The sequence below is a fragment of the Acinetobacter sp. CAU_H_78 genome (genome assembly GCF_058599365.1).
This window is the reverse complement of record NZ_CM178652.1, coordinates 2,534,639-2,551,494: the sequence shown is the minus strand read 5'-3', so window position 1 is coordinate 2,551,494 and position 16,856 is coordinate 2,534,639. Positions and strand designations below refer to the sequence as shown.

Sequence of the window (16,856 nt, the reverse complement as noted above, 5' to 3'; positions counted from 1 at the left end):
GCTTACATTCTCATTGGGCCGGCGCCACCAGGACCGCGACCACTGCCGCCACGTTTAGCACCGTCATTAGAAGTATCAGAGCCATCTGCAATCACAACCTGATCACCACGTTTCAAGCCTTTGATCACTTGTGCAGTAACACGGTTATTCAGACCAATCAGGACGGGGGTTGGTTTTGCTGTACCGTCTGCCTGCAATACACGAACCATGGCACGCTGAGCTTTGCCTTGTTCAATCAGGGCACGTTCAGCATCAGAAAGTTCTAAGCGAGGAGGGCGGTCACCTGCCGGACGTTTACTATCGCCACGGGCTTGATCCTGACCTTCGCCACGTGCAGATGGGTCACCGGCACCACGAGAGCCTTCACCACGATTTGGACGTTGTGGACGGTTTGAACCTTGAATGGCAGCCGCCGGAACAGTCAGTACATTTCGTGCTTCATCTAGCACGATATAGACTTGCGCCGTCATATCAATACGCAGCTTGCCATCTTCATTCGGTACATCAAACAGGGCGTTGTAATACACTGCAGAACCTGAAGTTGAGCTTGAAGTATTGGTTTCGGTATTAATTGAATTTGGTGCAGGTTCAACCTGACGCAGTTTTGCGTAAATTTTCTTATCAGTATTACCCAAAGTAGTGAAGTACACTGTTTGGCCTTCCTGAACTTTCATGACATCGGCTTCAGAAATTTCAGCCTTAATGGTCATGGTATCCAGCTGCGCCAGTTTCACAATCGTTGGTGCACTTTGATTGGCGTTTACAGTCTGACCTTCTTCAGTCACGATCGCTACGATGGTTCCGTCCATTGGCGCCACAATTTGGGTATAACCGAGATCTTCTTTCGCAGTGGCTAGAGTTAAACGTGACTGTTCGATCTGTGCATTAATCGCAGTGATATCTGCCTGAGCCGTTTTGTAGCTGGCTAATGCAGATTCCAGTTCTGAACGCGAGGTTGCATCTTGGGCATACATGGCTTGCTGACGCTTATACTCGGCTTCCACCTTAGCGAGGTTGGCCTGTTTCACGGCAAGCTGTGCCATCTGGTTTTTAATGCTGGCTTCAGCAGTCTTTAAATCATTTTCCTGACGAACAGAGTCAATTCGGGCAATTAACTGGCCTTGTTTGACCTGATCGCCGAGTTGCACATACATTTTTTTAACCTGACCCGAAACCTGGGCACCGACACTGACCATTTTGGTGGCTTCAAGTACACCAGTTGCCAGTACCGAATTTTCAATATCCCCTTGGGTCACTTCAGCTGTAATGTATTGTGGCTGCTGCTCTTTTGGTTTCAGAAAATACCAGGCAGTGACTGCCACCAGGATGGCAATTACAATCGCCATAATGAGTTTCGTAGGTTTTATTTTTGGCATATGGATTCAGATTCGGGTCGTAGGATAACAGTTGATTATAAAAGCGAAATTAGGATAAAACGTGAATTTTTTTTATTTAAAATGAGAACTATTTTCCACTGCCTGGTTTAAAAAAGCATATAAGATAAAACCTGATTTTATATAAGGGATTCATTGAACTACTCCTATTAGAGTTATCTTTTTTAGGTGAAATTTTATACGATTTAGCTATCCAAAAAATATTGATCATATGATGAATCAATTAAATCTTCATGGGAGTATAAAGTACTTCTCAGATATACTGCATGCAAAAACTTGGCCACTAAATTGCTGATAAAAATACGCCATAGTGCTGCTCAATATCATGGAAGTTTTTAATGATATTTGTTGTAAAAATAATTCTGCGCTAAAGCTAACCTCTTTTATTTTTTAATCTAATTTTTCGAATGATGTGTTCTATTAAAATTTAAAAAATCTATGTTTTACATATAGATTTAAGCAAATAAAGTTTGTAATATTTAATTCAATAAAAAAAATATGGGTTTATTCATTAAGAGAATATGCTTATTTAATGAGCGAAAAAATAATACGACTTTACTAAGAAAATTGATGAGGTTCATAGATGGAATGGAATGAAAGTTACAATATTGGAATTGAGGTGATTGATCATCAACATCGCCAGATTCTGGACTATATAAATGCTTTAGAGTAGGTCAAAAGTACCGGAGATCGCGATAAAATCCGGGAGGTTTTAGATGATTTGATCGACTATACCCAGTCACATTTCAGCTTTGAGGAAAACCTGTTGGAACAGGTGAGTTATCAATATTTGCCCTCACATCGCGGCATACATGAATTATTTGTCAAAAAATTGAATGATTATCGTCTGAAGTTTGAGCAAGGTCAGTCCATTGAAAAAGATTTGTATCTTCTTCTGTCCAAATGGCTCATCAACCATATTCAGCACGATGATCAGGATTATGTCGAAGCAGTACGGGACAATATGCTGAGCTACCTGCGAACGCAGGAGAAGAAAAAAGCAAAGGCTGGTTCGCGCGTTTCTTTAGTTAGGCACTCGAGGATGCAAACAAGGTTTGACCGCACATTTCAGCAATGGCCTGCAAGATCAGATGTTCAGGGTTCTCTCTGGACATCCCTTTGATTGCAGCATCGATCCGGATCAAAAGCTGAGGCCAGCTTAAAAAGCGCTGTGGACTTAAACGACGCAAGGCTTGCTGATATAAGCTCACTTTAGTTTTCCAGATACCGATTTGTAAGGCATTTTGTGGCTGTTCAAATAATTGCATCAATAGACGCATTTCTTTACTGATACTCCACAAAATCAGGCTCATCGGTTCACCTGAGGCAATCAGATACTGAAAGATCTTAATTGATTGTGCCAAATTCCCATTCAGCAAGGCATCACTCAGATCATAGGTGCTGTAACGGGACTGATCCTGCAAGCAGGCATATAGATGGTCAATCTGGATGATATCCACTTCAGCAAAGGTGTCTGCTACGCGCATCAGGCTATTTTTGGCTGCCAGCAAATTGTGCTCATGATGCTGCTCCAGCCATTGCCAGGCGTCATTGGCCAGCTTAATTCCCAGTTTTTCCGCTTCAATCCCGAGGATCTGTTGACGATCTTTTGGGTAGTTCGCTACCAGTGATACATTTACGCCATTGGCATCAATGGTCTGGAAAAAACTGGATTTCAGGCTACTGGCATCCTGTTTCGGCATAACTACCAATAGCAGGTTATCACTGTCCTGTTGCAGATAGTTTTTTAACAGTTTGAGACCACTGGCATCCGGTTTGATATTGCCATGCACTTCAATTGCCAGTTGGCTAGAAAATAATGACAGGCTGTTTAAAGCATTAAAGACATTTTTCCAGTCAGAGGCAGAGCTAATATCATAACGCTGGCGTTCAACTTCACGGCTTTGCCAGCTGCTACGAAAGGCATCTACCAGATTCTGTTCCAGCAAAGGCTCCTGACCATGCAACACCCAGGCACCGCGAGCTTCATTGACACGTTTTAATGCCTGGAGGTAGTCAAGTTTCATTGGGTCGTCTTATTGGGCTGGTTGAGTCGAAGTTTCTGGTTTTGCCAATGGCAAACGATTCGATGAAATTTGACGGGCAATCTGCTGGGCCACATCATCAATTAAGACCTGATTTAAGAATTTTTGTTCTTGGTCATCCGTATTCACGGTTTCAATATCATATTGATAGGTACGGGTCGCGATTACCGTACGGGGTTCAGTCACCGGATTGCCTTGTGCATCTTCGATTCGGAACGTCACATTCAGGCGCAATAAGGTTTCCACCAGTTTGCCATTCAATTCTAAACGGCGAGGGGTGTAATCTAGGACACGTAAGACATAAGCATCAGGTGCATTACTTAGCTGTACTCCAGCAGCACCCAGGTAAACGGCTAGTTTTTCCTGAAGATCTTCAGTATTGTCAGGCAGGGCCAGACTCATGACTGAGTAAGCTACAGGTGCGGAACTCGGATTGGTTCCTTTTAAATGAAAGCCACAGCCGACGAGGCCTGCACTTAGACCACAAGTTAAAACAATTGCTGCTAAACGTTTGCCTAAATGCATGAGTATCCTCTTTTTCCCTCAGGGAAATATTTGAAATCCTGAACCGGATTGTAAAGTCAAAGCCCGTTGGCTGGCAACGGGCTTTGTTTGGAATTGTGAAATCCTTTCTCTCATCCTAACCTTCTCCCAAAGGGAGAAGAAATTTCCCTCTCCTACAAGGAGAGGGTTAGGGAGAGGTTAATTTAATCCCTCCCGACCTCCCTTTAAAAAAGGGAGGAGACTTCATTTTTTTATTTGAAGTGGGAAGTCCCCCTTTTGTAAAGGGGGATTTAGGGGGATTAAATTAAACCACCAAGTTCACTAACTTATTCGGCACCACAATTTCTTTCTTGGTTGGGCCCGTCAAGAATTGCTGAACTTCAGGCAAGGCTTTGGCTTGAGCGAGAATGTCATCTTTAGATGCATCCACAGACACTTCGAGTTTGCCACGAAGTTTACCGTTCACCTGAACCACAATCGTTTGGGTATTACGAGTCAATGCAGATTCATCCACTTGTGGGAACTGCGCTTGAGTTAACTCGATTCCAAACTGAGCCAATAAAGTCTGGCTTAAGTGTGGTGCAAATGGTGCAAGCAAAGTTAAAAGCGTAGTGATCGATTCACGTGCTACTGCAACGTCATTGTTATCTTTGGCTTCAAACTTGTTGTTCGCATTTAATAGCTCCATCATCGCTGCAATGGCAGTGTTGAATGCGTGACGACGTTCAATATCATCACCCACTTTCTGGATGGTTTCGTGAGTCTTACGACGTAAATCTTGCGCAGCTGTAGAAAGAGCAGCTTTATCGAATTCAGTCGCAGTATTACCTTTTTCAAGGAAACCTGTTGCCAAACGCCATACACGTTTCAAGAAGCGGTTTGCACCTTCCACACCAGCATCAGACCATTCAAGTGATTGATCAGGTGGCGCTGCGAACATCATGAACACACGTGCAGTATCTGCGCCGTATTGGTCAATAATCGCTTGCGGGTCGATACCGTTGTTTTTCGATTTCGACATTTTTTCCTGACCGCCAACGATGACGTCTTGACCATCACCTTTGTATTTCGCAGAGGTGATACGGCCTTTTTCATCACGCTCAAGTTCGATGTCGGCAGGGTTAAACCAGGTTTTCTTGCCTGATTCAGATTCGCGGTAATAAGTATCCGCAAGCACCATACCTTGAGTGAGCAAGTTAGTGAACGGCTCGTTACCTTGTACCACGCCTTCGTCACGCATCAATTTGTGGAAGAAACGTGCATATAACAAGTGCAGAATCGCGTGTTCAACACCACCGATGTATTGGTTTACTGGAAGCCAAGTTTGACCTGCTTCTGGTTTCACCATGCCATCAGTAAAGTCTGGAGATGCATAACGTGCATAGTACCAAGATGATTCTACGAATGTATCTAGCGTATCTGTTTCACGACGTGCATCGCCACCACAGCAAGGACACTTGGTTTCATAAAATTCAGGCATTTTGTTTAACGGGTTACCTGAACCATCTGGAACCACGTCAGTTGGAAGAACAACAGGAAGTTGATCTTCAGGTACCGGCACTTGACCGCACTTGTCACAGTTGATCATTGGAATTGGGCAACCCCAGTAACGCTGACGAGATACACCCCAGTCACGTAGACGGAATTGAACTTTTACATTCGCAAGACCTTGTGGTTCTAATTTTGCAAGGAATGCATCAAATGCGCCTTGGAAGTCTAAACCGTCAAATTCGCCTGAATTGATCAATTTGCCTTCTTTAGAGCCGTACCATTCTTGCCATTGTGTTGCATCAAAGTCTGCATCTTCTGCGCCTTTAGCATCAATGACTTGCTTGATGGTTAAGCCATATTTATTGGCAAATTCGAAGTCACGTTCATCGTGTGAAGGTACTGCCATCACCGCACCTGAACCATAAGACATAAGAACGTAGTTTGCGATCCAAACCGGAACTTCTTCACCTGTCACAGGATGTTTTACAGAAAGACCTGTTGCCATGCCTTTCTTCTCAGCAGTCGCAAGATCTGCTTCTGCCACAGAACCCATACGGCATTCTTCGATGAATGCTTGAAGCTCAGGATTGTTCTCAGCTGCTTTTAGCGCCATTGGATGTTCTGCTGCCACTGCAACATAAGTCACACCCATTAAAGTGTCGGCACGTGTTGTGAATACTGTTAAGCCGTTTGCATACACGTCTGGATTCGCTGAAGGGAAGGTGATTTCCATACCTTGTGAGCGACCAATCCAGTTGCGTTGCATGGTCAAGACTTGTTGTGGCCAGCCGTCTTTCAGTGTTTCAAGATCGTCCAGTAATTCTTGCGCATAATCTGTGATGCGGAAGTAGTACATTGGGATATCACGTTTCTCAACCAATGCGCCTGAACGCCAGCCGCGACCATTTTCAACCTGTTCATTGGCAAGAACTGTCTGGTCTACTGGGTCCCAGTTGACTGTAGAAAGTTTACGATAGATCAGGCCTTTTTTATAAAGCTGAACGAATAGCCATTGTTCCCAGCGATAGTATTCTGGTGTGCAGGTTGCGAATTCACGATCCCAATCTACAGACAGGCCAAGTTTTTTCAACTGATTACGCATGTAATCAATATTTTCGAAAGTCCATTTTGCAGGAGCGACCTGGTGTGCAATTGCAGCGTTTTCCGCAGGAAGACCGAAAGCATCCCAACCCATTGGTTGTAATACAGTTTCGCCTTTTAGACGGTGAAAGCGGCTGATCACGTCACCAATCGTATAGTTACGCACATGACCCATATGCAGTTTGCCACTTGGGTAAGGGAACATCGAGAGGATATAACGACGTGGACCTTCTACAGTGTCGGCAACTTTAAAGGCTTTGCGAGATTCCCAGTCCTGTTGGACTTGAGGCTCAATCGCACTGGCTTGATATTCTGAGTCAATGTGAGTAGTCATATACGTAATACAAGAGAACGGTTAAAAAAATATAAGGCACAGCATAGCGCAAAATGCACCTAAAAGTGAATTTTGCGGATGGTATTCTGCAGGAAAAATCTAAATTGGCAGACGAGTATGATTAGAAGGCTACACGCTCAGACTGACCACGTTGTAAAGCTTCATTGGCTTCACGCTGTTGCTGCTCATTTTCAGAAACGACAGGCACAGCTGCAGATGAGTTTGAGTTACCCGTTTCGGTCTGGTTCTCATTTTCGGTTGTTCTTGCTGGGGTAGGCGCGGAATTGTTCCAGCCATAGGTTTCTACTTTGCTTTTGTGCTTGGCATTTTTAGGAGGCGGGGTTTTAGTGTAGTGAGTCACGCCTTTGGCATCGACCCATTTATAATATTCAATCGCTAAAGCAGAGCTGCTTGCTACACCTAAAACAAACGTAGTGGCAAAACTTAATGCGGTCAGGAAAGATCTTTTCATGAGTAAAAGTCCTGAAAATTTCAAGCGGTTAAATAGGGTTGTTATTGTAGAGAATTTTTTGCCATAAGATGATTTTTAATTCAATTAATTTTGTGATCAGTAGTGATCTTAATGTTTTGAGCTGATACCTAAACAGAGTAATTTTATATAAAAAGAAATTTATTTATAAACAGTTGCATTGAATTTCTTAAAAATTCATTCAATTTTTTTATATAAGACATATTAAAAATTTATAAAATTAAAGTTTTAAGTATATGAAATTTATTAATTTAAATTAGAATTTTAAAGCTAAAAACCAGAGTTAAAGTCGAAATTGCCTGTAAAAGCAGCAAATTTTAGACGTATAAACAATAATAGCCTGTTTTTTAAACTTGACTTTAAAGGCTGAAAACACAAGAATGCAGCAATAGTTTTATATGCCTTAGATCGATCACCCTTCGAATAAGTGTCATGTCATGCAATGGGCAATTTTTCTAGCCGAAAAATTGAACAAAGCGAACAAAATATGTTTACCCCAACATGTTTTAGATCTTGTATTGCTCGAACAGCAGGTAGATCGGATTTTTTATTCCTATTGCTTTGAAAACTATGAAATTTGTGTGCTATAACAGTGCAGACAGTTAATGAATGAACACTGCAAATGCCTCCCATTTGTGCAGTGAATAATATAGGGTGAATCACGTTGGAACTTCTATCTGGTGGTGAAATGCTCGTTCGCGCATTAGCGGATGAAGGCGTTGAACATGTTTTTGGATATCCAGGCGGCGCAGTACTGCATATTTATGATGCGCTATTTCAACAAGACAAAATTAATCATTACCTCGTACGTCACGAACAAGCTGCCGGTCACATGGCGGATGCTTACTCACGCGTAACAGGTAAAACTGGTGTTGTGCTGGTCACTTCTGGCCCAGGCGCGACCAATACCGTTACTCCAATTGCAACGGCTTATATGGATTCCATTCCAATGGTGATCCTGTCTGGTCAGGTCGCAAGCCATTTGATCGGTGAGGATGCGTTCCAAGAAACTGATATGGTCGGTATTTCTCGCCCAATCGTGAAGCACAGCTTCCAGGTTCGCCATGCCAGCGAAATTCCTTCAATTATCAAAAAAGCATTCTATATCGCGTCATCTGGCCGTCCAGGTCCGGTGGTTGTTGATATTCCTAAAGATGCAACCAATCCAGCAGAGAAATTTGCTTACGAATATCCTGAAAAAGTGAAGATGCGTTCGTATCAACCACCATACCGTGGTCACTCAGGTCAAATCCGTAAAGCGATTGATGAACTGATTCATGCGAAACGCCCAGTGATTTACTCAGGCGGCGGCGTGGTTCAGGGCAATGCTTCAGCACAATTAACTGAGCTTGCACATCTATTGGGTTACCCAGTTACCAATACCTTGATGGGTCTTGGCGCATTCCCGGGCGATGATCCACAGTTCATCGGCATGTTGGGTATGCACGGAACTTACGAAGCAAACATGACCATGCACAATGCAGACGTGATTCTGTGTGTAGGCGCGCGTTTCGATGACCGTGTAACCAATAATCCTGCGAAATTCTGTCCGAATGCCAAAGTCATTCACATTGACATCGATCCGGCGACCATTTCTAAGACTATCATGGCGCACATTCCAATCGTGGGTGCAGTAGAACCTGTGCTGAACGAAATGCTGAACCAGTTGAAGCAAATGAATGTGTCCAAGCCAAATCCTGAAGCGATTGCGGCATGGTGGAAACAGATTGATGAATGGCGTCAGGTTCATGGCTTGAAGTTCGATGTACCGACTGACGGTTCTATGAAGCCACAGCAAGTGGTTCGTGCTCTAGATAAAGTCACCAATGGCGAAGCGATCATCACGTCTGACGTTGGTCAGCACCAGATGTTCGGCGCGTTGCACTATCGCTACAAACGTCCTCGTCAATGGATCAACTCTGGTGGTCTAGGTACGATGGGTGTAGGTCTGCCATATGCAATGGCGGCTAAGCTTGCATTCCCGGATCAGCAAGTGGTTTGTATTACTGGTGAAGCGTCTATTCAGATGTGTATCCAGGAACTTTCTACCTGTAAGCAATACGGCTTGAACGTTAAAATCCTGTGCCTGAACAACCGTGCCCTAGGTATGGTGAAACAGTGGCAGGACATGAACTACGAAGGCCGTCACTCTAGCTCTTATGTAGAGTCTTTACCTGACTTTGCAAAATTGATGGAAGCTTATGGTCATGTAGGTATTCAGATTGACCATGCGGACGAGCTTGAGTCTAAGCTTGAAGAAGCGATGGCAATCAATGATAAGTGCGTATTTATTAACGTAATGGTTGACCGTACAGAACACGTATATCCAATGCTGGTTGCGGGTCAATCGATGCAGGATATGTGGTTAGCAAAAGGGGAGCGCACGAAATGAGACATATTATCTCTGTACTCGTAGAAAACGAAGCAGGCGCGCTTTCTCGCTTGGTGGGTTTATTCTCACAACGCGGCTACAACATTGAAACATTGAACGTTGCGCCAACTGAAGACCCAACACTTTCACGTCTGACTTTGACCACGTATGGTGATGATCACAAGATCGAACAGATCACCAAACAGCTGAACAAGCTGGTAGAAGTGGTTAAAGTAGTGGATCTGTCTGAAGGTGCGCACATTGAACGTGAGTTGATGCTGATCAAAGTGAAAGCTTTAGGTGCAACCCGTGATGAAATCAAACGTACGACCGATATTTTCCGTGGTCAGGTGGTTGACGTAACGCCAACAACCTACACGATTCAAATCGCGGGTACGACTGAAAAAATCGACGGTTTTATTGATGCATTAGCAGAAAACACGATTCTGGAAGTGGTGCGTTCAGGCGTATCAGGTATCGCACGCGGCGAAAAAGTACTAACCATCTAAATTTTTTAAATTATTTCCTCATTCTAATAAGAAGGGGGCTTCAGGCAATGTGATCAAGGATCATTGCCTGATGAAACGGACACACAAGCATTTAAGCGGAGACAGCAATGCAAATTTTTTACGATAAAGACTGCGACTTATCTATTATCCAATCTAAGAAAGTAGCAATCATTGGTTATGGTTCACAAGGTCACGCACACGCGCTTAACCTTAAAGATTCTGGCGTTGACGTAACTGTGGGTCTACGCGCGAATTCTACTTCTTGGAAAAAAGCTGAAAACGCTGGTCTTAAAGTTGCTGAAGTTCCTGCTGCTGTAGCTCAAGCTGACGTAGTCATGATCTTGACTCCAGATGAGTTCCAAGCTCAACTTTACCGCGACGTGATCGAGCCAAACATCAAAGAAGGCGCGACTCTTGCATTTGCTCACGGTTTCTCTGTTCTTTATAACCAAGTTGTTCCACGTAAAGACCTAGACGTAATCATGGTTGCGCCTAAAGCTCCTGGTCACACTGTACGTTCTGAATACCAACGTGGTTCAGGTGTTCCTGACTTAATCGCGATCCACCAAGATGCTTCTGGTAATGCTCGTAATGTTGCACTTTCTTACGCTTCAGGTGTAGGTGGTGGTCGTACTGGTATCATCGAAACTTCTTTCCGTGAAGAAACTGAAACTGACCTGTTCGGTGAGCAAGCGGTTCTTTGTGGTGGTGCTGTTGAACTGGTTAAAATGGGCTTCGAAACTCTGGTTGAAGCTGGTTATGCACCTGAAATGGCTTACTTCGAATGTCTACACGAACTTAAACTGATCGTTGACTTGATGTTCGAAGGTGGTATCGCTGACATGAACTACTCAGTATCTAACAACGCTGAGTACGGTGAATACGTAACTGGTCCTGAAGTTATCAACGAACAGTCTCGTGAAGCAATGCGTAATGCGCTTAAACGTATCCAATCTGGTGAATATGCGAAGATGTTCATCCAAGAAGGTGCGTTGAACTACCCATCTATGACTGCTCGTCGTCGTCAAAATGCTGCACACGGTATCGAACAAACTGGTGCTAAACTGCGTGCGATGATGCCATGGATTCAAGCAAACAAAATCGTTGATAAAGAGAAAAACTAATTTCTTGAATCATTTGATTTGAATGCGAAAACCCACTCACTAGAGTGGGTTTTTTTATATAGTCGAATAATAATTTAAATAAATATAAAAAGATAAGATGAAAGATCGAACTGAATTTTTAATATAGAAAATCATATCTATGCTTGGACTGAAGTAGGAGTAGGTGATCAAGAGTTTGAGCAATATGCATTCGAATTAAAAAATACCAAAACTTCATGGCAGCAAATCCAAACAATTATTTATCGTGATGTATTGTGGGGTAGTTGGCTTTCATTAAGTTTGTGGTTAGCTGTTTTAATTTTAATTTTAATTTTAATTTTAATTTTATTGCTTAGAGCAGCTTTGTTGGTTGACTGGGGATTTGAAGATAAAAGGTTATCTCAAAAAATAAATCATATTCAAAAATGGCAACTATTTTACAAGTTGAATTCATTGGCATGGATCAGGTATTTAATCGGTTATTAGTTGAGCATAAGTATAGTAAAGAAATTGAAAAGGTAGATGGAACAGACATAAAGCATCAGCAAGTTTGATAATGTAAGAAATGCTAAGCTCCCATAAATCAATTCATAAAACAGTCACACTTGAACCCCATACTTAATCAAAAGTATGGATAGTTATATCTCATTAACTTTTAAATGCTTTGAAATAACCAAATTTTGAGTAAGAGCAAGGCAAGAAGCGGCTTCCAGATACATTTTCACCAAAGTCTTGGGCGCTATAACTGCACTATACTCGAAGCACATTCGATCCTTCTCAGGTTTTGTTCAGACTTATTTCAATAAATACCAGTACAAATAAATCATCTATTAACAGTTCAAGGATAGGTCGGATTGAAAGGTTAAAAATATAGTGCAGGAGGCGATGGCCAGCGGTGGAGCAGTGATCGCTAATGATCATGGACGTACTGATTTACAGGTGCAACATGATTGGACAGGTTGGCTGAGTAGGTTGAGATAGTGGCAAGAATTCATCTGTTAGATGTCTGAATTAAGCGATTTATAACGATTACAGAAGGATGCGGACATTAACAAACTAAAAAGGTGAATAGCGATTATCTCATGTGTCAATTTGAACAAGCTCTATTTTTCAGTCGTGCAAAACCTGAAATACAGGGCATAAAACAATAAGAGCTCTACAATGAAATTTCAGAATGCAAAACTAAAATTTTTAGAAATTGATTTAAAAGGCTGTATTTATCTTAATCATTTTTCACATTCAGAACGCATTGCAGCTTTTTTCAAAATCATTAGCCGGTTGGGCAATGGCGTATTCTGGTATTTGATGCTCATTGCCGTCTGGCTGATTCAGGGCCTGATGTATACCTTGCAGATTGTTTATCTGGTGTTTGGCAGTATGGTCGGAACCCTGATTTATAAACTTCTAAAAACCAAAACAGTACGTCCACGTCCTTATCAGGTGCATCAGGTGATTCGGCTCTGTGAGCATCCGCTGGATCATTTTAGTTTTCCTTCGGGACATACCTTGCATGCAGTGATGGTAACCATTGTGCTGGGTTATATTGTGCCTTTTTTACTATTTTTGATGCTGCCATTTGCCATTCTAGTCGCGATCTCTCGAATGGTTTTAGGTTTGCATTATCCAAGCGATGTAGCGGTAGGAGCCATATTGGGCGCGCTGGTGGCCACCATGATTGTATTTACGGCGCCTTTTTTTAATATCATGTTGTAAAAAATCACGAGATGATCCAGCAAAGACTCGCAGAATTTTGCAGATTTGCTAAAGTACTACATCATAGTAAATAGGCTTAGGAATAGACATGGGTTTACGTTGGACAGATACCCTCGATATCGCGATTGAATTGTATGAAGCGCATCCAGACGTGGATCCGCAATGGGTTCGCTTTACCGACCTGCATGCCTGGGTATGTGCACTTCCTGATTTTGAAGACGATCCAACCAAATCAACCGAAGGGCTTCTGGAAGCCATTCAAATGGCATGGATTGACGAAGCACGTTAATTGCCAATTGAAAAAAGCAATTTTTTTACAGTTTAAAGGCAGAAAAAAGTCCATTATTCGGTATAATGCGGCAAATTTTCATGTCAACAATTGACTTAAGGAGCCAATCATGGCTATTGAACGTACATTATCTATCGTAAAACCAGACGCAGTTGCTAAAAACCACATCGGTGACATCTTTGCTCGTTTCGAAAAAGCAGGTCTTAAAATCGTTGCGACTAAAATGAAACACCTGACTCAAGCTGAAGCTGAAGGCTTCTACGCTGAGCACAAAGAACGTGGTTTCTTCGGTGACCTAGTTGCATTCATGACTTCTGGTCCAGTTGTTGTTTCAGTTCTTGAAGGCGAAAACGCTGTTCTTGCTCACCGTGACATCCTTGGCGCGACTAACCCTAAAGAAGCTGCTCCCGGTACAATCCGTGCAGACTTCGCTGTAAGCATCGATGAAAACGCTGCTCACGGTTCTGACTCTGTAGCATCTGCTGACCGCGAAATTAACTACTTCTTCGCGCAAACTGAGATTGCTCCACGTACTCGTTAATACGCAGTATTCAAACCAGATAAGTGTTATTATACTTATCTGGTTTTTTTATTCTCTGAATAATTCTTTGCTCAGATATTGAGCTTCTCCTTTCATCTTTAGACATGGTTTAGGTATACACATGAGTACTGAAGTGGTCGCTACATCAGCAGTTTCTGATGCACAGCAACAATCTCCGTCCACTCCTGCACAGCAAAATTCTGTGGAAAAAGTGAACTTACTAGGCATGTCACGTCCGCAAATGGAAAAATTCTTCGAAGATATGGGCGAGAAGAAGTTCCGTGCCGGTCAGGTGATGAAATGGATTCATCAGTATTTCGTGACTGATTTTGCCGAGATGACCAATATCTCAGGCAAGCTGCGTGAAAAACTGGAAAAGATTTGTGAAATTAAAGCACCAGAAGTGGTGCATAAAAACTATTCCAAAGACGGTACCCGTAAATGGGTGTTCCGTGTCGGTGATGGTGATGGCTCTTTGGTTGAAACGGTCCTGATTCCGGCAGAAGACAAAACCGGCTCACGTAAGACCCTGTGTATTTCTTCACAAGTGGGCTGTGCTCTGGACTGTTCATTCTGTTCAACCGGTAAGCAAGGTTTCCAGCGTGACTTGACTCAAGCTGAAATCATTGGTCAGTTGTGGATGGCCAACTATTCCTATATGGAAGAAGTGCCTGTGGCTGAGCGTGAGCGTTCAGTGACCAACGTGGTGATGATGGGCATGGGTGAGCCACTCCTGAACTATGACGCTGTATTAAATTCTATGCGCATTATGCTGGATGATTTTGCTTATGGCATGTCTAAACGCCGCGTAACGCTTTCAACGTCTGGTGTCGTGCCGAAAATTGACCAGTTGGCCCAAGATATTGATGTGGCTTTGGCGATTTCATTACACGCAACCAATGACGAGCTGCGTAATGAGCTGGTACCAATCAACAAAAAATATCCATTAGAGCAGCTTATTGCAGCCTGCCAGCGTTACATTACTAAAGATGGTAATGAAAGTGCGCGTAAGCACGTGACCATCGAATACGTGATGCTGGATGGCGTAAATGACAAACCTGAACATGCCCAGCAGATGATCAAGCTGCTCAAAGATCTGCCAAGCAAGATTAACCTGATTCCATTTAACCCGTTCCCGCATGCGCCATATGGCCGTTCAAGCCGTAACCGGATTATTTCTTTCCAAAAAACTTTGTCTGATGCCGGTTTTGTGTGTACGATTCGTCAGACACGTGGTGATGATATCGACGCTGCGTGTGGACAACTGGTAGGACAAGTTGCTGACCGTACCCGTCGTGCGGAACAGTGGAAAAAGAAAATTGCGCAGTCCAATGAGATTATGCGCTCACAAGGATAACAAGAGGTCGCCAATTGAGTAATCTGACATCTAAACTTGCTTTGGTTTCAGTAGTATGTGGGTCTTTGGTTTTAACTGCGTGTCAAACACCAGATCTGGGTCAGAAGGATCCGGAAAAAGCCACCAAGGTTCGTACTCAGTTGGCGGTTGAATATCTTAAAAACGGTGATCTGGATTCAGCCAAACGTGCGCTGGATCAGGCACTGGAAACCAATCCGCGTGATTCGCAAGCCAATATGATGATGGGCGTGCTGCTTCAGCAGGAAGGCAGCAAACCTAATCTTGAAAAAGCCGAAGGTTATTTCAAGCGTGCAATTTCGGCAGATCCCAAAAATGCCCAGGCACGAAATAACTATGGCACCTATTTATATCAGCTTGAGCGCTATAAAGATGCGATCGAGCAGTTCGAAATTGCCGGCGCAACTTTAGGTTATGACCAGCGATTTCGTGCCCTTGAAAATATGGGGCGAATTTACCTGAAACAGGGTGATCTGGCGAATGCTGAAAAATCATTCAAACAGGCACTACAGGCTAATCGCGCTTCGTATATATCAATGTTAGAGTTGGCAGAAATTTTTTATCTGAACCAGCAGTTCCCGGCCGCGACTCAAATGTATGAACAGTTTGTGCGTGGTGTGGGGCAGAAAAACCAGAGTGCCCGTGCGCTCTGGATTGGCATTCGCACTGCGCGTGCCAGTGGCGATCAGTTAGGCATGCAGGTATTGGTGAATCAATTACGTGCATTGTTCCCTGAAAGCCCGGAATACCAACGTTATTTGCAATTACAGTACAGTACTGAGGCCGTATGGAAGTAAATCCTAATTCAGATTCGAATAATTCGAGCGTAGCTCCAAACGCGTTAGGAAATGTTCAGCGTCCAGGTGAGTACTTACGCAAGATTCGTATTAATCAGCAACGTGAGCTTGAAGACGTTGCCAAAGAACTCAATATTCCGGTAAAGACCCTGAATGCCTTGGAAAAGGATGATTATAAATCCTTGCCTGAAGCAACCTTTATCAAGGGCTATTACCGCACCTATGCCAAATATCTCGGTGTCGATGCTTCTAGCCTGATTCAGCGTTTTGATGAAATTTATGCCAGTGATACCGGTATGGTCGCAACGCATGCCCTGAAAGATTCTCCAATCAAGATCATGGGTAAATTGCCAGGATCAAAGCGTGATCGTAACCGCAAATGGTTAAAGCGTGGCCTGATTGCACTGGTTATAGTACTGATTTTGGGTGTACTGGTCGCAATGATCCAGAACTGGTCAGAGAGCAGCGAGAATAGTGCCGAAGTTGCGGACACCTCTTCTGATGTCGAAATTTTAAATCTGGATGCCGGTGCTGCCATGTCCGGTGATCAGCTTAAGCTTGATTTTAGCCGTCCGACCTCTGTGCATATTGTAGATGCAGGCGGTAACGTGCTGGCCACTGGCCGTCAGGCGTCTACTTTAGAGCTGAACGGTGAAGCGCCATTCCAGATCCGACTGGATGATGCGACCGCAGTATCACTCAGTTTAAATAATGAAAGTATTGCATTGTCACCTTATACGGTTAACGGAAAAGCAGATTTCCGTTTATCACGTTAATGGTGAGCAGATAGGGCGAAATC

14 protein-coding genes and 1 pseudogene are annotated in these 16,856 nt (G+C 43.3%); 10 read left to right on the top strand and 5 right to left on the bottom strand.

The genetic code is table 11. The features are described 5' to 3' along the window. Positions 1–2: 2 nt before the first annotated feature. On the bottom strand, positions 3–1,376 hold the full coding sequence (locus tag AC4MCD_RS12135) for a MacA family efflux pump subunit (RefSeq protein ID WP_419363620.1): 1,374 nt from the start codon (positions 1,374–1,376) through the stop codon (positions 3–5). 601 nt (positions 1,377–1,977) lie between these two features. On the opposite strand from AC4MCD_RS12135, the pseudogene AC4MCD_RS12130 reads away from it, so the two are divergent. Continuing rightward, positions 1,978–2,426 (top strand): annotated as a pseudogene (locus tag AC4MCD_RS12130) (bacteriohemerythrin). On the opposite strand, the gene holA reads toward AC4MCD_RS12130, so the two are convergent. The 4 genes from holA to AC4MCD_RS12110 form a co-directional block, all read right to left on the bottom strand. Continuing rightward, positions 2,423–3,421 (bottom strand): DNA polymerase III subunit delta, encoded by a 999-nt coding sequence (gene holA / locus AC4MCD_RS12125; RefSeq protein WP_419363618.1) that lies wholly within the window; start codon positions 3,419–3,421, stop codon positions 2,423–2,425. The pseudogene AC4MCD_RS12130 and the gene holA sit on opposite strands and share 4 nt — an antisense overlap. Positions 3,422–3,430: 9 nt before the next feature. Further along, positions 3,431–3,964: an LPS-assembly lipoprotein LptE gene (locus AC4MCD_RS12120; protein WP_004782084.1), complete on the bottom strand. Its 534-nt coding sequence runs from the start codon at positions 3,962–3,964 to the stop codon at positions 3,431–3,433. Between the two features lie 283 nt (positions 3,965–4,247). After that, positions 4,248–6,869 carry a leucine--tRNA ligase gene (leuS, locus tag AC4MCD_RS12115; RefSeq protein ID WP_491876187.1) on the bottom strand — a complete coding sequence of 874 codons (2,622 nt, stop codon included), beginning with the start codon at positions 6,867–6,869 and terminating at the stop codon, positions 4,248–4,250. 121 nt (positions 6,870–6,990) lie between these two features. Then, complete coding sequence (locus tag AC4MCD_RS12110; RefSeq protein WP_004782087.1) at positions 6,991–7,341, bottom strand: DUF4124 domain-containing protein; 351 nt, start codon at positions 7,339–7,341, stop codon at positions 6,991–6,993. Between the two features lie 682 nt (positions 7,342–8,023). Here AC4MCD_RS12110 and AC4MCD_RS12105 point away from each other — a divergent pair. The 9 genes from AC4MCD_RS12105 (at position 8,024) to AC4MCD_RS12065 (ending at position 16,833) form a co-directional block, all read left to right on the top strand. Then, positions 8,024–9,751, top strand: coding sequence for an acetolactate synthase 3 large subunit (locus AC4MCD_RS12105; RefSeq protein WP_004782089.1), 1,728 nt, complete (start codon positions 8,024–8,026; stop codon positions 9,749–9,751). Continuing rightward, entirely contained in the window at positions 9,748–10,239 is a 492-nt protein-coding gene (ilvN, locus tag AC4MCD_RS12100) for an acetolactate synthase small subunit (RefSeq protein ID WP_004782091.1), read from the top strand. Before AC4MCD_RS12105 ends, ilvN begins: the two co-directional genes overlap by 4 nt. A gap of 107 nt (positions 10,240–10,346) precedes the next feature. Further along, a complete protein-coding gene (ilvC, locus tag AC4MCD_RS12095) occupies positions 10,347–11,363 on the top strand; it encodes a ketol-acid reductoisomerase (protein WP_004782092.1) in 1,017 nt (338 codons plus the stop codon). A gap of 1,140 nt (positions 11,364–12,503) precedes the next feature. Then, a complete protein-coding gene (locus tag AC4MCD_RS12090) occupies positions 12,504–13,055 on the top strand; it encodes a phosphatase PAP2 family protein (protein WP_004782094.1) in 552 nt (183 codons plus the stop codon). Between the two features lie 88 nt (positions 13,056–13,143). Beyond that, entirely contained in the window at positions 13,144–13,344 is a 201-nt protein-coding gene (gene iscX, locus AC4MCD_RS12085; protein WP_005232138.1) for a Fe-S cluster assembly protein IscX, read from the top strand. Between the two features lie 109 nt (positions 13,345–13,453). Next, positions 13,454–13,885, top strand: a complete 432-nt coding sequence (ndk, locus tag AC4MCD_RS12080) for a nucleoside-diphosphate kinase (protein WP_004782097.1) — start codon at positions 13,454–13,456, stop codon at positions 13,883–13,885. A 121-nt stretch (positions 13,886–14,006) separates the two neighbouring features. After that, complete coding sequence (rlmN, locus tag AC4MCD_RS12075) at positions 14,007–15,242, top strand: dual-specificity RNA methyltransferase RlmN (RefSeq protein WP_005232136.1); 1,236 nt, start codon at positions 14,007–14,009, stop codon at positions 15,240–15,242. 14 nt (positions 15,243–15,256) lie between these two features. Further along, complete coding sequence (gene pilW / locus AC4MCD_RS12070; protein ID WP_004782101.1) at positions 15,257–16,057, top strand: type IV pilus biogenesis/stability protein PilW; 801 nt, start codon at positions 15,257–15,259, stop codon at positions 16,055–16,057. Beyond that, positions 16,048–16,833 carry a RodZ domain-containing protein gene (locus AC4MCD_RS12065; RefSeq protein ID WP_491876186.1) on the top strand — a complete coding sequence of 262 codons (786 nt, stop codon included), beginning with the start codon at positions 16,048–16,050 and terminating at the stop codon, positions 16,831–16,833. Before pilW ends, AC4MCD_RS12065 begins: the two co-directional genes overlap by 10 nt. Positions 16,834–16,856 lie beyond the last annotated feature (23 nt).

Bases quoted from the DNA above. Each gene is read 5' to 3' on its own strand.
- AC4MCD_RS12135 (WP_419363620.1), bottom strand. From the start codon at position 1,376: ATGCCAAAAATAAAACCTACGAAACTCATTATGGCGATTGTAATTGCC.
- AC4MCD_RS12110 (WP_004782087.1), bottom strand. From the start codon at position 7,341: ATGAAAAGATCTTTCCTGACCGCATTAAGTTTTGCCACTACGTTTGTT.
- iscX (WP_005232138.1), top strand. From the start codon at position 13,144: ATGGGTTTACGTTGGACAGATACCCTCGATATCGCGATTGAATTGTAT.
- leuS (WP_491876187.1), bottom strand. From the start codon at position 6,869: ATGACTACTCACATTGACTCAGAATATCAAGCCAGTGCGATTGAGCCT.
- AC4MCD_RS12065 (WP_491876186.1), top strand. From the start codon at position 16,048: ATGGAAGTAAATCCTAATTCAGATTCGAATAATTCGAGCGTAGCTCCA.
- rlmN (WP_005232136.1), top strand. From the start codon at position 14,007: ATGAGTACTGAAGTGGTCGCTACATCAGCAGTTTCTGATGCACAGCAA.
- ndk (WP_004782097.1), top strand. From the start codon at position 13,454: ATGGCTATTGAACGTACATTATCTATCGTAAAACCAGACGCAGTTGCT.
- holA (WP_419363618.1), bottom strand. From the start codon at position 3,421: ATGAAACTTGACTACCTCCAGGCATTAAAACGTGTCAATGAAGCTCGC.
- ilvC (WP_004782092.1), top strand. From the start codon at position 10,347: ATGCAAATTTTTTACGATAAAGACTGCGACTTATCTATTATCCAATCT.
- AC4MCD_RS12120 (WP_004782084.1), bottom strand. From the start codon at position 3,964: ATGCATTTAGGCAAACGTTTAGCAGCAATTGTTTTAACTTGTGGTCTA.
- ilvN (WP_004782091.1), top strand. From the start codon at position 9,748: ATGAGACATATTATCTCTGTACTCGTAGAAAACGAAGCAGGCGCGCTT.
- AC4MCD_RS12090 (WP_004782094.1), top strand. From the start codon at position 12,504: ATGAAATTTCAGAATGCAAAACTAAAATTTTTAGAAATTGATTTAAAA.